The sequence below is a fragment of the Rickettsia endosymbiont of Gonocerus acuteangulatus genome (assembly GCF_964026435.1).
Taxonomy (GTDB): Bacteria; Pseudomonadota; Alphaproteobacteria; order Rickettsiales; family Rickettsiaceae; genus Rickettsia.
This window is the reverse complement of sequence record NZ_OZ032147.1, coordinates 1-13316: the sequence shown is the minus strand read 5'-3', so window position 1 is coordinate 13316 and position 13316 is coordinate 1. Positions and strand designations below refer to the sequence as shown.

Here is a 13316-nt window from a genome sequence, read left to right as displayed (position 1 = left end):
AAATTATGGTAAACTTTAATCAATTTTTAAAACAAGCTCAAACAATGCAGAAAAAAATGCAAGAAGCACAAAAGCAAATGGCAAATACTAGATATACTGGTAAAGCAGGAGGTGGGCTTGTAGAAATTATAGCAACAGGCAAAGGTGAGGTCGAAAAGGTTTCAATAGATGCATCTCTACTAAAAGAAGAAGAAAAAGAGATGTTAGAGGATTTAATTAAAGTCGCTTTTAACGATGCAAAACAGAAATGTGATGAAGATTCACAGAATTCTATGTCAGGTGCTTTAAGTGGTATGAGTTTGCCGCCAGGTTTTAAAATGCCTTTTTAATTTAAATTACTGGACGCCGTGGCGAGCCACGGCATATTTGATATCTAATTAATTATTTTAGCTTTTCAATCTCTTCTTTAGGTAACTTCGTTATTTTTATAATCGTTTCTAAAGGCTCTTTATTAGCCATCATTTCTTTTGCTAAAGTAATTTGAAAATACTATAAGTAAGTAGAACAAAACTTATTTAAAATAATAAGATTTTAAATAGGTAATGATGAACAGAAAATATAGACACTTATCTCGCGAAGAGAGATATGACAAAACTTACGCTATGTTTGGTTCTAAATATCGTAAAGATGGAGAACGCAGCTGTTGTTGCATATAGTCATCTAAAAGCCCTAACTTTATTTGGTAAACCGTTTTACCGATTGTATTTGCAGTCCTTTTGAGAAATGCCCAAACTAAAAATGCCCAACTAATATGATTACGTTGAATACGCTGTTTCCTGCATTGACAACGTTCTATCCCAGTAAGTTGCTTAATTTCTCTGTGCATGCTCTCAATTACCCATCGAAAGCCACACTCATCTTGTGCAGCTTTAGAAGATTTTTGAGTTTTGTTATTGGTAACAACATACTCAACTCTATTGGTAGAAACAGTAAATTTAAACAAATTAACATGCTTATTTTTAGCAAAGCCTTTTATATGAATCTCTACTCCATGCCTGATCTCTTCATCTGAAAATGTCAACTCTTTTACAGCTTTATAATGTTTAGAATCGTGCGTTTTACTAACGTTTCTATTGGCTTTAATAGGGGCATAATAATATTTCCCCAGAGAGTCAACATGTTGCATAATTTTGTGTGTAGAATACCATGTGTCAAAAAGTACTGTTTGAAAAGGAATCTTCTTGCTATAAACAGCATTATTTAACATGTTTAATAGGTGTTCTAGTTTTGTTGCTCCATCATGATCAGGTGTAAAAATTCGATAATCTATTACCCAAAACTTATTAATATCAGGGTTATAATATACCAGACTCACTACTCCTATACCTTTAGTAACTCTACCTGTAGCTCCACTGTACTGCGATCTTGCAATTTCTATTTGCTTCATATTCCTTTTATTTAAAACCGTATCATCAAATATTGTATATCCATTAGATGAAAAAAATAACATCATTCTTGATGTGTTCCCATAACAAAGAAGGTGTATATTTTTCATTCCTTAAAAATCTATTAATAACATCATGACTACATTTCTTTGCATGTTCAGCGTAGTAGGTTAAACTATAATTCTTTTGGCTAACTATTAAAAATTGACAATAATCTGTCCTATTAATTGGTATTGCTTGCAACTTTATCCTCTTTGACATGTTTAATTATTTTTACAATAATTTATCACTTTTTTACTCATAGCGTAAGTTTTGGTATGATAGCTGGTCTTTGTAATGGTAATCTTATTGCTCCTGTAATATTTGAAGGTAATTGTAATACAGAGGTCTTTAAAACTTATATTAGGGATGTATTAATTACAGAATTACAACCTGGGCAAACCGTTATTATGGATAACATTAATTTTCATAAAAATTCTAAAGTTAAAGAGTTAATTGAATCCGTTGGTTGTACCATATTGTATTTACCAACTTACTCTCCTGATTTAAATCCTATAGAGCATTACTGGTTTAAGATAAAAAATGAAATTAGGAAAGTTGTAGGAGATTTTGAAACATTTTATGATGCTGTTTTTAATACTATTAAATTGTCAGTATCTTAATGATTTATGCTATATCTTATTAATACTGACTCCTAGGTCATACATTCTTTTTAGCTCATATCTCTCTTCTCGAGATAAGTGTCTATATTTTCTGTTCATCATTACCTATTTAAAATCTTATTATTTTAAATAAGTTTTGTTCTACTTACTTATAGTATTTTCATGTCTAAAAGCACTATTAGTATGGAGCTAAAAAGAAATAAGGTAAAAGATAAGTATATGCCTTGTGTTGCTCAGGAAAAATATGAAAACAGGATGTATCAGCAAGAGTTATTAAAAATAGAAAAGAACCCTATGTTGTTAGATTATATTAAAAATGCTATGATTCGCAAGAAATGGTCGCCGGATGCTATAGCCGGAAAGTTAAAACTAGACAAAAATACAGCTTTGTGTATCAGTACAGAAAGTATATATAGATTTGTTTACACTTCTGTAGTAGCAGCTAAATTAAAGTTATATAGCTATTTACCTTCTAAAAGATATAAAAGGCAAGAAAGAGGGAAGAGGCGTCAAAGGATCATTATACCACAAAGGATCTCAATACATCAGCGTGATGCAATAGCTACGAAAAAGGTAGAAGTAGGGAATTTTGAGGCAGATCTTACATTTCATAAAGGTAATCAAAGTATGAATATTGGTGCACTGGTGGATAAAAAGAGTTAAAAGATTATTTTAGTGCTGAATAACTCCAAGAGAGCTACAACAGTTACCAATGGTTTTTTAAGAAAGATAAAAACTCTTCCAAATAGTGTGAGAAAGACTATTACTATGGATAATGGCAAAGAGTTTGTGGGGCATGTTGCCTATAGACTATCTGGGTTTCAAACTTTCTTTTGTGATCCATACCGCCCTAGACAAAAAGCATTAGTGGAAAAAATGAATTCTATGATTCATAGAATTTTACCTAAAAATACAGATATTACTACCGTTACACAAAGAGGTCTTGACAATGTTGCTGAGATTTTAAATAACATGCCAAGAAAGATTTTTGGTTATAAAACCCCCAATGAAATTTGGGCAGAAAATTTATAGGTTTTGTTCTACTTAGTCCTTGCATTTTCATTGTGACCAATTGGTTATTTTATATCTCGGTTTATCTATTTTTCTTGGCAAACCTGTTTTTGTTCTTTCTTTGTATGGCATTTTTAATTTATAACAAAACTTACGCTATGTTTGATATAATGCCCATGAATTAAGGGATATTATGAAGTGCTTCACTATAAAACATTGCTGTGTAATAAGAGTTTTTAGCATATTTGCTATAACATAGCGTAAGTTTTGATAACTTATCTATTCCAGAATATTATATGGTATTCTCTACATACTACCCTTCCTTTTTTATTACCCTTCCGAACAAAGCCGTTTTTAATAGTAATTTATTCTTATAAATAGGAGAAAAGTTGCTTTTATGCTTAAGTAATATTATAGTCTTGTACGAATATATATAGGAATATATAATTATTAATTAAGATATTTTAGTATTAAATTTTATGCTAGCAGAACAACAAACTGAGTGGATTATCAGTAACAACCTAGTAAATAAAGGTTGGCATATAGATAATGATGTTAAAAAAAATGTTTATTTTCAAAAGCCTAAGTTGAAAACAGAACAAACTAAGTTAAAAGGAAAACGACCAGATTATATTTTATATGAAAGTAACACTGATAGACCTATTGCAATAATAGAAGCAAAGAAAGCAGGTAAGGATTTAACTCAAGCTTTAGAGCAAGCAGCAGAATATGCAAAATTGCTTGATATTCCTATAGTATTCGCAATGAACGGAGCTTATTGTGAAGCTCGTTTTGTCGCTAACAATAAAGAGCTTATATTAAACGACGATGAAGTAAAAGAATTACTGCGTGAAAAAGAATTATTAGCTTTTGTAGACGTAAATAAGCACGAAGCTTGGACTATACCTAAAGAAGTCAAAGTCTCAGGTGAAGAATTAATATCCGTATTTAAAAACTTAAATAACCTTTTAAGAAGCGAGGGGCTTCGAGCAGGGATAGAAAGATTTAGCGAATTTGCAAATATATTATTCCTGAAATTACTAAGTGAGAATAATGAAAAAACTTGGTGGAATAGTATTAAAACTCAATCAGATGACGATATTATCGGTTACATTAACGGACATGTTATAGAACAAATTAAGAATAAATATGGTGGCGACGTTTTTACACCTATCTCTCTAAGCAATTCTAGTACTCTACGCCATATTATCGATGCAATTGATCCTCTTATTTTATCCACAATAGATACAGACATAAAAGGTGATGCATTTGAGTATTTTTTAGAAAAAACTAGATCAACCTGTGATTATTTGGGTGAATATTTCACTCCTAAAAATATAATAAAGCTTACGATCAATTATGTAGACCCTAAATTTGGTGAAACAGTATATGATCCTTTTTGTGGCAGTGGAGGGTTTTTAACAGAAGCTTTTAAATATATCAAAGAAAATAATATAATTAATACTGATGAAGATTTAGAAAAACTAAGGCATAATACGTTATATGGGAGAGAAATAACTAAAACTGCTAGAATTGCAAAAATGAATACTGTTTTACAAGGTGACGATGGATATAGTGAAATCAAACAAGTAGATAGTCTAAGAAGTCCTTGCTACATCAGCTCCAAGACAAACCAACAATTAAAATTTGACGTAGTTGTTACTAATATGCCGTATTTTAGCATGATTACACCTCTTTATTATAATAATATTGCTAAAAATAACGGTACTGCCGCTTGTGCCCTGCATTGTCTTCAAAATTTAAAAGAAGGCGGTAGAATGGCTTTGGTAATACCTGAAGGTTTTTTATTTAGAAAAGATATTTCTGGCGTTCGTCAATTTTTATTATCAAAAGCAAGATTACAAGCCGTTATTCTACTACCATATTTTTTACCTTATACAAGAGTAAAACCTTACATACTTTATTTCACTGACGCACATAAACCTAATTACCAAAGATACTATTGGTTTTATGAAAAAAAATACTAGTACCACCTCAAACAACAAAAAAAGAAAAAATAATTCTTCCAATTTCAAAAAAGTTGTTGAAAATTCAAAAATTGATATGTTTGAATTTAGTTTTGAGAGGATAGACTTAAAAGAAGTAAAGAATAATAATTATAATTTAGTTGGCTCTGCATATAGAGATACTAAAAATATTATTCCTACTAACCAAAAAGATTGTTATAGAAAAAATCATACTACTTGGTAAAAAGATTTTAGCAATAACTAGATAGTCAAAAATAACTTTAATGCACACTACCTACCTAAAAAACTTAATTAGTTTTGAATCTCTAACTCCCCAGAGTAACGGAGCTATTGAATATATTGACGATTTGCTTAAAGAACACGGCTTTAAGACCGAGGTAAAAATTTTTGGTGAGACCGAGCAAGTTACTAATCTTTATGCTGTTTATGGCTATAGTAAACCTAATATTTGCTTTGTTGGGCATGTTGATGTAGTTCCTACTGGTGATCCTAACCTTTGGCATGATTTTAATCCTTTCAAAGCTCATGAGCAGGACGAAAAAATATATGGTAGAGGGGCGGTTGATATGAAAGGGTCAATTGCATGTTTTTTAGCAGCTAGCTTAGACTTCATAAAAAATAATACCGATTTTGTAGGCTCTATTAGCTTTTTACTTACTAGCGATGAAGAGGGAAAAGCAAAGCATGGCACTAAGGAGATGCTACAATATATATATAATCAAAGACACGAAATTGATTTTGCTATTGTTGGTGAACCTACTTGCGAAAAAGAGATAGGGGACACAATTAAAATTGGCAGAAGAGGAAGTATTAATTTTAAGTTGGCTGTAAAAGGTTCAGGTGGGCATGTAGCTTATCCGCAAAAAGCAAATAATCCATTACCTTGCTTAATTAGAGTATTAAACGAACTAACAAATATTAAGCTTGATGAAGGTACTGAATTTTTTCAAAGTTCAAACCTTGAAGTAACAAATATTGACGTTGGTAATAATACTACAAATGTGATTCCCGAAACAGCAACTGCATATTTTAATATACGTTTTAATAACTTGCATAGTGCAGAAACTCTAGCAAAACAAGTAGAAGAAATTATTAAACAACACTGCCAAAAGTATAAAGTAGATTATAAGCTAGAATATAATAGCTCTGCCGATAGTTTTATTCAAAATCCTAATGATAAGATAAAAGAATTTGCTACAATAGTAGAAAAAACTCTTAATATAAAACCAAATTTTTCTACAAGCGGCGGTACATCCGATGCAAGATTTGTTAAAAATTATTGCCCCTTAGTAGAATTCGGTTTATTATCAGACACTGCACATAAAATAAACGAATATACCAAATTTAGCGATTTACAAAAATTATACGATGTGTATTATAATTTTTTGATGGAATTATTAAATGTTATTGGATTCCCGCCTATGCGGGAATGACATTAAAGCAAAATTGAACGATACAGCCAATTTTTGAAGTTTAATAAAAACAAGTAGACGAAGATCAACTTCAAAAAGAGCAAGGAGTCTATAAGACGAGGAACGAAGCGTATACTTAATACGTGGGTACTTAATAAGACGACTTAGCCAATTTTTGAAGTTCTATCTGAATATATGCGGATGTGATGGAACTGGTAGACATGCAAGATTTAGGTTCTTGTGCCGCAAGGCGTGGGGGTTCAAGTCCCTTCATCCGTACCACTTAAATTTTTTCTCATAAGAATAATATTAAGGTTTTTATGCAGCAATTTAGTATTTATCAAACGAGTGATGAATTACTGCTGAAAGCAATTTTTCTTTTGATAGAGAAATGTTATTATTCTGATCTTAAGAGCATTGTACTTACTGTTGATGCAGAGCAGCAAGAAATGCTAAATAAAAATCTTTGGACTTATTCCCGCAAGCAATTTATCCCTCACGGCAGTAAAGTTGACCCGCAACCTGAAAAACAGCCTATTTACATTACTGATACACTACAAAATCCCAATAACGCTAGCGTGCTTATTATTATTTCACCAAATAATATAGAGAAAATTTTACAAGCTAAAGAATATATCAGTGATTTTAAAAGAATAATTATAATAACCGATTTAACGGAAGATTTAAAAAAGCTGAGTTTAAAAATAAGCCAAATTACTGAACAGGAAAACAATATAGACTGTTTTACTCAAGATCAACGTGGCTCATGGAACAAAATATGATAAATTTAATTAATATAAAAAATATACAGATGATAAATTAATGCTTATGATCATGGTGGTGAGTATAAAACCCTAGAGAGGAAAGGGCATTTGAGAAATCAGAGTTTGGAGTTATAGCATTTGGAGTTCCAGTGCAACATATATGACCATTCAAGCATATTACTTGGTCAGAATTTTTAATTACTGTAAATAAATCATGTGAAATCATAAAAACAGTAATATCTAACTTCTTACGGGTTAAACTAATAAGCTGATAAAACTCTTGCTGGCTTGTAACATCTAAAGATTGTAGTGGCTCATCTAAAATAATTAGATCGGGTTTGCTAAGCAAAGAGGACGCAAGAACTATCTTTTGAAACTGTCCGCCTGAAAGCGTAGAAATCTCCTGATCTTTTAAACGTTCTAAATCAATAAATGAGTGGATTTCTTTAATATCATTAGTAATATTATTTGGTGCTAGTAAGTCTAAGAACTTCTTGACTGTGATTGGCAAATCAGAACTTAGGTTAAATTTTTGCGGCACATAACCGATCTTTAATTTAGGATTAATTATAACCTCGCCACTTGTTGGTTTTTCAAGCCCAAGCATTAACCTAACTATAGTAGTTTTACCTGCTCCGTTTGGTCCTATTAAAGTAGTGATATTATTTTTTTTGACTGTAAAACTAACATTATTTATTGGTAATTTATTACCGAATTTTTTAGATACGTTATGAAATTCTATTATGGGCTGCATGGACCAGTTTACTCCTGTCATCCCGTGATTTGTTCGATGTTATTGCATTAATTATTTTTCTCGTCATTACGAGGAGTCGTAGGCGACGTGGTAATCTTAGTAAATAAACTACTGAGATTGCGTACGTACAATTACTTCGTAATTTCCTCGCAATGACCATTGGATACCCATTTACGCCGAGTAAATACCTATCAGCTCCGCCTGACCTAATAAATGCTTTTGCAAAGCTAGTACTAAATCCTGCTTGCTAGCATTTTCTTCAAGCTCAAGATAATCATTTAAAGCATATAGCTTGAAAAAATACCGATGAGGCTTACCTGCTGGCGGGCATGGACCACCATATTTCTTTTCTTTCCAGCCATTATTTAAAACTTTAATATCATCATTTATTTGCCCTTCTTGGAGCTGCGTTATAGAGACCGGAATATTGTAGATTATCCAATGATCCCATATGCCGTGCGGCGGTGCTAATTCTACCGGAGCATCTGGGTCATCCATAATTAAAACAAAAGATTTAGTATTTGAAGGGAAGCCGCTCCACTCTAAATGTGGAGAAATATTCTGACCTTTACAAGTAAATTTATCAGGAATACGCTCGTTATGCTTAAACGCCGTACTTGTTATTTCAAAAGTCATTGGTTGCTCCTATGAGTAAGTATAATGTCATTCCCGCGTAGGCGGGAATCCAGGCATAAAGCGAGATAAATCGAGCTTTTAACTTTAAAAGCTTGCTGTATTTATACTTTTTTCTGGATTCCCGCCTACGCGGGAATGACATTAGGACTTAATTAACAACTTGCCATTGTCCATCAGGTTGACGGCAAGCAGTACCATAAGCTTTTTGTTGTTTTCCACCTACTACAACTGTTTGGGTATATTCACGGCAATATTGACCGGTATTGTTTTTATAAGCTTTGCTTGGTGTTACAGTACCATAATTACCATTATCAGGATTACGCCATTGTACACTGCTACCACTTGGTGCAGCTTCTAAAGCTCTTTGGGAGGTAAGCTCTGCAAGTTTTCTATCTTGTTCATCCATACCTGCACCAATTTGGTTACCAAGGATTGCACCAAGTAATGCACCTGCTCCTACTGCAGCAAGACGCCCTGTACCACCACCAAATTGAGAACCGAGTAATGCACCGGTTGTTCCACCGATTAGCGTACCGCTACCTTGCTTATTCATGCCGCCCGGACCTTGGCATGCTTGCAACATTGAAGCTGCAAGTAATATAACAATAATTTTAGATATTATTTTCATATGATTTCTCATTTTAAAGTACTATATATAACTAATTATACGGTTTTTGGAATTTTGTAAAGTATAAACCTAATTCTAATTGAATTTTATATTTTCTTTGTTAAACTACTAAAAGGAATTAGAAATATTATTTATGGACGTTAATAGTCGGAATTTATTAATAAAATCGGCATCTTACTTATCAGTTACTACGGCATTAATTATTTTAAGCGTAAAAATATATGCTTGGTTTGTGACTGATTCGCAATCAATACTCGCTTCTTTGATTGACTCAATGCTTGATATAACTTCTTCTTTTATCAATTTAATAGCTTTACGATTTGCTTTACAGCCGTCCGATCACGAACATCGATTCGGTCATGAGAAAATACAGGATTTAACTATTTTCTCACAATCAATCTTCTTTTTTGCTTCAGTTTTTTTCGTTGGTTTTTCTTCCGTCAAATCTTTATTTGAAAAAACACAGCTAGAAAATATTAGCGACGGTACAACAATAATGTACATATGTATATTTTTAACAATTATTTTAGTACTTTATCAAACTTACGTAATTAAAAAAACAGGTTCAGAAATAGTTAAAGCCGATAAGCTACATTATTTTACGGATTTGCTGACTAATATTATAGTAATAATTTCTATAAATTTAAGCGATCGTTTTTGGTTCATTGATTCTTTATTTGGGGTAGTTATTTCATTATACATATTTAAAACTTCTTATTCTTTATTTCAAAAAGCCTTTAAAAACTTAGTCGATCAAGAATTACCGGAGCAAGACAGGCAAAAAATTATATCGATAATTAATAAGCATCGCGGAGTGAAAGGTGTACATGAAATGAAGACTAGATATGCCGCCCAAAAAGCTTTTATACAATGTCATTTGGAAATGGATGGCAATATGTCGCTTTATAATGCTCATGAAATTAGCGATGAAATTGCCTTTGACATACTACAAGAATTCCCTGACTCTGAAATAATAATCCACCAAGACCCTTATGGGGTGGAAGAGCATGTCAATTATCGTGAATATATTGTCAGATGAATTTTGATAATTTTTTCATGCAAGAAGCTTTAAAACAAGCAGAACTTGCTTTTAGCAAAAATGAAGTACCAGTCGGAGCAGTTATTGTAGATAGAGAAAATCAGAAAATTATAGCTAAAAGTTATAACAATACTGAAGAAAAAAATAATGCTCTTTATCATGCTGAAATTATTGCAATTAATGAAGCATGTAAAATTATATCTTCTAAAAATTTAAGCAATTACGATATATACGTTACTTTAGAGCCTTGTGCCATGTGTGCGGCAGCTATCGCTCATAGCAGACTAAGACGCTTATTTTATGGTGCTTCTGATTCAAAACATGGAGCAGTTGAGAGTAATTTGAGATATTTTAATAGTAAAGCTTGCTTCCACCAACCGGAAATATATAGCGGAATTTTTGCTGAAGATTCTGCCTTATTAATGAAAGAATTTTTTAAAAAGATAAGAGACTAAGAAAACAACGTGATACATACGTTCAAATCAGTTTACTATTACTATATCAGTCAAAAGGTTTTACTATAACCATAATTACCGCAACAATCATGCAAATGGTAGGGATTTCGTTGACAATGCGATAAAATTTTTCAGAGTGAACGTTTTTGCCAATGGCAAAATCTTTTCGCCATCTTGCAAGTAAACCATGAAATATTACTAAAATTAATACAGCAAACATCTTAACGTGAAACCAAGCATCAAGGGCAGCAAATCCATAAATATAAGCGTTTATTAAACCAAATATAAAGGTGCTAATCATTGCGGGATTCATGATGAACCTAAGAAGCTTTAATTCCATTATTTGGAAAGTTTTATCTGTTTCACTACCTACTTTGACCTTAGTATGGTAAACATATATTCTTGGTAAATATAATAATCCAACCATCCAGCATATTGCAGAAATTAGATGAATTGATTTAAACCATAGGTAGTAATTTGCCATTTTCTATCCTTATTTTTATAATTTTTTATTTACTGGATTCCTGCGTAGGCGGGAATGAGGTAAAGCACAAACATTTACTAAATTTATCAGGACATATTCTTTCACTATTACTACTAGCTACTAAAAAATCACCCTCTTTTTTATTAATAAATTTTAATAAAGTACTTGTCAAACTTTTAATAAAAATTTTGTTTATGCTAAGCGTTGGGGGTCTATTATATTTTATTTTATACTTGTCTGCAATTAATTTATATTCAATATCAAGCTCAACTAGTGTTTCTACATGTTCAGAAACGAAAGCTATAGGCACAATTATTATATTTTTATTTTGCTTCCCTGCTATTTCTATTTCATCTTCTGTATTTGGCTTTAACCATTCTACAGGTCCTACTCTACTTTGATAAGTTACTTTATAATCTAAATCTTTTATATTTAACTCTTTAACTACTGCTTTTACTGTTTCTTCTACCTGAAAACTATAAGGATCTCCTGCATCTATTATTTTTTTAGGCAAACCATGAGCTGAAAATAATACTCTAGAGTTTTTATCAAATATCTTTTCTTTTATTAAAGCAACATGAGCCTTTACAAAATTTTCTTCTACTGGATAACAACAAACAACTTTAACCGGTATATTAAGATCAAAGTTATTTAAAAAATTCTTTACCGATGAACCAGTTGTTGTTATTGAGAATTGAGGGTATAAAGGTAATAATATCACCTCTGTAGGATTATATTCCTTTATTTTCTCAATTGTTTCTTCTATTTGCGGCGGGGCATAACGCATATTTATAAAAATATTAAAATCTTCATTGGTAGCTTGTTTTAAATTTTCTGCCAATGCTAATTTTTGTTTTTCTGTTTCTTCAAGTAAAGGCGATTTACCCCCTATTAGAGAATATATTTTTTGAGATTTCTTTTCTCTCGTTGTAGATATTAATTTAGCAATAATATAACGTAACGGGTTAGGTAGATTAATAATAGCTTTATCATAAAACAAATTAAATAGGAATGGCTTCACTGATTTAAGACTATCTGGACCACCCAAATTGAAAAGTACTATTGCTATTTTCTTTTTATTTATATTCATATTCCCTAATGCATTTTACTAAAAATTCTACATTTTCTGGTGGTGTTTCGGGTAAAATACCATGACCTAGATTGAAAATAAAATTCTTATTTCCCATTACTGATAAAATTTTATGAACTTTTTCTTTTATTATTTTTTTATTAGTAAGCAATATTACTGGATCTAAATTACCCTGCACTATTACTTTATTACTCCACAATTTCATTTTCTCAAGCGATATTAACGGGTCAATAGCTAAAACATCCATTTGTACTTCTTCTAAAAATTTTTCATATAAAAGCCCTGCACCTTTAGGAAAAGTAATAATAGGAATATCAGGAAAAGTTCCCTTTATACTCTTTATTATTTTCTTCGTTGGTTCTATTACAAATTTTTTAAATTCTTCTTCTGGTAAAATACCAGCCCATGAATCAAAGATTTTTACTATATTTGCACCTGATTTTATTTGATTTATAAGATGATGAATTGTTTTTTCTGTAATAAAATTAAGTAATTCTTTTGCTAATTCTTCATTTTCATAAATAAATTTTTTGCTAACTCTAAAGTCTTGTTTACCTTTTCCTTCTAACATGTAAGTCATTACTGTCCAAGGACTACCTGCGAAACCTATTAGAGAAGTAGATTTAGGTAATTCTTTCCTTACTTTTTTTACTATTTCATATACTTTTTCTAATTTATCATTTGAATTATCTTGTAAATATTTAAAATCTTCTTTTGATTTAAATTGCTTTAGTACCGGTCCAATATTTTCTTTAAAATCTACTTCCCAACCAAGAGCATGAGGCAATACTAATATATCAGAAAAAATTATCGCTGCATCAAAGCCAAAACGTTTTATCGGTTGTAGTGTTACTTTTGTTGCTTTATCTACATCATAACAAAACTCTAAGAAATTTTTCACCTCTTTTCTTACTGCCATATATTCAGGCAAATATCTACCAGCTTGTCGCATTAGCCAAATTGGTGGTTTATTATCTAATATTTTAATAGGATTGGAAATTAATGTCA

14 protein-coding genes, 1 tRNA gene and 3 pseudogenes are annotated in these 13316 nt (G+C 31.3%); 10 read left to right on the top strand and 8 right to left on the bottom strand.

All coding sequences use genetic code 11. The features are described 5' to 3' along the window. The first annotated feature begins 5 nt into the window (after positions 1 to 5). Complete coding sequence (locus AAGD55_RS00090; protein ID WP_341791670.1) at positions 6 to 329, top strand: YbaB/EbfC family nucleoid-associated protein; 324 nt, start codon at positions 6 to 8, stop codon at positions 327 to 329. Positions 330 to 595: 266 nt separating this feature from the next. On the opposite strand, the gene AAGD55_RS00085 is transcribed toward AAGD55_RS00090, so the two are convergent. Both AAGD55_RS00085 and AAGD55_RS00080 read right to left on the bottom strand, forming a co-directional pair. Further along, the gene (locus AAGD55_RS00085) at positions 596 to 1450 is read right to left on the bottom strand and encodes a transposase (RefSeq protein WP_341791669.1); all 855 of its coding nucleotides are present in this window, start codon (positions 1448 to 1450) and stop codon (positions 596 to 598) included. Further along, on the bottom strand, positions 1431 to 1646 hold the full coding sequence (locus tag AAGD55_RS00080) for a hypothetical protein (RefSeq protein WP_341790946.1): 216 nt from the start codon (positions 1644 to 1646) through the stop codon (positions 1431 to 1433). The genes AAGD55_RS00085 and AAGD55_RS00080 overlap by 20 nt, the downstream gene beginning before the upstream one ends. 32 nt (positions 1647 to 1678) lie before the next feature. On the opposite strand from AAGD55_RS00080, the pseudogene AAGD55_RS00075 reads away from it, so the two are divergent. The 7 genes and pseudogenes from AAGD55_RS00075 to AAGD55_RS00045 all read left to right on the top strand — a co-directional run. Beyond that, a pseudogene (locus AAGD55_RS00075) lies at positions 1679 to 2047 on the top strand (IS630 family transposase); the annotation flags it as partial. A gap of 162 nt (positions 2048 to 2209) precedes the next feature. After that, positions 2210 to 3079: pseudogene (locus AAGD55_RS00070) on the top strand (IS30 family transposase). A 458-nt stretch (positions 3080 to 3537) separates the two neighbouring features. Further along, positions 3538 to 5046 (top strand): N-6 DNA methylase, encoded by a 1509-nt coding sequence (locus tag AAGD55_RS00065; RefSeq protein ID WP_341791668.1) that lies wholly within the window; start codon positions 3538 to 3540, stop codon positions 5044 to 5046. Beyond that, on the top strand, positions 5030 to 5269 hold the full coding sequence (locus AAGD55_RS00060; RefSeq protein WP_341791667.1) for a hypothetical protein: 240 nt from the start codon (positions 5030 to 5032) through the stop codon (positions 5267 to 5269). Before AAGD55_RS00065 ends, AAGD55_RS00060 begins: the two co-directional genes overlap by 17 nt. Before the next feature lie 40 nt (positions 5270 to 5309). Further along, positions 5310 to 6479: a succinyl-diaminopimelate desuccinylase gene (gene dapE, locus AAGD55_RS00055; RefSeq protein ID WP_341791666.1), complete on the top strand. Its 1170-nt coding sequence runs from the start codon at positions 5310 to 5312 to the stop codon at positions 6477 to 6479. Between the two features lie 176 nt (positions 6480 to 6655). Then, positions 6656 to 6740, top strand: a tRNA-Leu gene (locus AAGD55_RS00050). A 38-nt stretch (positions 6741 to 6778) separates the two neighbouring features. Then, positions 6779 to 7240 (top strand): DNA polymerase III subunit chi, encoded by a 462-nt coding sequence (locus tag AAGD55_RS00045; RefSeq protein WP_341791665.1) that lies wholly within the window; start codon positions 6779 to 6781, stop codon positions 7238 to 7240. Between the two features lie 37 nt (positions 7241 to 7277). Here the strand turns inward: AAGD55_RS00045 and AAGD55_RS00040 are convergent, their stop codons facing one another. From AAGD55_RS00040 to AAGD55_RS00030, 3 genes are all read right to left on the bottom strand, one after another. Beyond that, the gene (locus AAGD55_RS00040; RefSeq protein WP_341791664.1) at positions 7278 to 7976 is read right to left on the bottom strand and encodes a metal ABC transporter ATP-binding protein; all 699 of its coding nucleotides are present in this window, start codon (positions 7974 to 7976) and stop codon (positions 7278 to 7280) included. Between the two features lie 171 nt (positions 7977 to 8147). Then, complete coding sequence (locus AAGD55_RS00035; protein WP_341791663.1) at positions 8148 to 8612, bottom strand: YbhB/YbcL family Raf kinase inhibitor-like protein; 465 nt, start codon at positions 8610 to 8612, stop codon at positions 8148 to 8150. Positions 8613 to 8760: 148 nt separating this feature from the next. After that, a complete protein-coding gene (locus AAGD55_RS00030) occupies positions 8761 to 9240 on the bottom strand; it encodes an RT0821/Lpp0805 family surface protein (RefSeq protein WP_341791662.1) in 480 nt (159 codons plus the stop codon). Between the two features lie 133 nt (positions 9241 to 9373). Here AAGD55_RS00030 and AAGD55_RS00025 point away from each other — a divergent pair, with 133 nt between their 5' ends. Next, positions 9374 to 10279: a cation diffusion facilitator family transporter gene (locus AAGD55_RS00025; protein ID WP_341791661.1), complete on the top strand. Its 906-nt coding sequence runs from the start codon at positions 9374 to 9376 to the stop codon at positions 10277 to 10279. Then, a complete protein-coding gene (locus AAGD55_RS00020) occupies positions 10276 to 10734 on the top strand; it encodes a nucleoside deaminase (RefSeq protein ID WP_341791660.1) in 459 nt (152 codons plus the stop codon). Before AAGD55_RS00025 ends, AAGD55_RS00020 begins: the two co-directional genes overlap by 4 nt. Before the next feature lie 46 nt (positions 10735 to 10780). On the opposite strand, the gene hemJ is transcribed toward AAGD55_RS00020, so the two are convergent. The 3 genes and pseudogenes from hemJ to hemE all read right to left on the bottom strand — a co-directional run. Then, positions 10781 to 11218, bottom strand: a complete 438-nt coding sequence (hemJ, locus tag AAGD55_RS00015) for a protoporphyrinogen oxidase HemJ (protein WP_341791659.1) — start codon at positions 11216 to 11218, stop codon at positions 10781 to 10783. Between the two features lie 25 nt (positions 11219 to 11243). Beyond that, positions 11244 to 12308, bottom strand: a complete 1065-nt coding sequence (gene hemH / locus AAGD55_RS00010) for a ferrochelatase (protein WP_341791658.1) — start codon at positions 12306 to 12308, stop codon at positions 11244 to 11246. Positions 12309 to 12316: 8 nt separating this feature from the next. Next, positions 12317 to 13288 (bottom strand): annotated as a pseudogene (gene hemE, locus AAGD55_RS00005) (uroporphyrinogen decarboxylase); the annotation flags it as partial. Between the last annotated feature and the right edge of the window lie 28 nt (positions 13289 to 13316).

Coding starts and splice junctions, on each gene's coding strand:
- AAGD55_RS00090 (WP_341791670.1), top strand. CDS start 6: ATGGTAAACTTTAATCAATTTTTAAAACAAGCTCAAACAATGCAGAAA.
- AAGD55_RS00085 (WP_341791669.1), bottom strand. CDS start 1,450: ATGTTATTTTTTTCATCTAATGGATATACAATATTTGATGATACGGTT.
- AAGD55_RS00080 (WP_341790946.1), bottom strand. CDS start 1,646: ATGTCAAAGAGGATAAAGTTGCAAGCAATACCAATTAATAGGACAGAT.
- AAGD55_RS00065 (WP_341791668.1), top strand. CDS start 3,538: ATGCTAGCAGAACAACAAACTGAGTGGATTATCAGTAACAACCTAGTA.
- AAGD55_RS00060 (WP_341791667.1), top strand. CDS start 5,030: ATGAAAAAAAATACTAGTACCACCTCAAACAACAAAAAAAGAAAAAAT.
- dapE (WP_341791666.1), top strand. CDS start 5,310: ATGCACACTACCTACCTAAAAAACTTAATTAGTTTTGAATCTCTAACT.
- AAGD55_RS00045 (WP_341791665.1), top strand. CDS start 6,779: ATGCAGCAATTTAGTATTTATCAAACGAGTGATGAATTACTGCTGAAA.
- AAGD55_RS00040 (WP_341791664.1), bottom strand. CDS start 7,976: ATGCAGCCCATAATAGAATTTCATAACGTATCTAAAAAATTCGGTAAT.
- AAGD55_RS00035 (WP_341791663.1), bottom strand. CDS start 8,612: ATGACTTTTGAAATAACAAGTACGGCGTTTAAGCATAACGAGCGTATT.
- AAGD55_RS00030 (WP_341791662.1), bottom strand. CDS start 9,240: ATGAAAATAATATCTAAAATTATTGTTATATTACTTGCAGCTTCAATG.
- AAGD55_RS00025 (WP_341791661.1), top strand. CDS start 9,374: ATGGACGTTAATAGTCGGAATTTATTAATAAAATCGGCATCTTACTTA.
- AAGD55_RS00020 (WP_341791660.1), top strand. CDS start 10,276: ATGAATTTTGATAATTTTTTCATGCAAGAAGCTTTAAAACAAGCAGAA.
- hemJ (WP_341791659.1), bottom strand. CDS start 11,218: ATGGCAAATTACTACCTATGGTTTAAATCAATTCATCTAATTTCTGCA.
- hemH (WP_341791658.1), bottom strand. CDS start 12,308: ATGAATATAAATAAAAAGAAAATAGCAATAGTACTTTTCAATTTGGGT.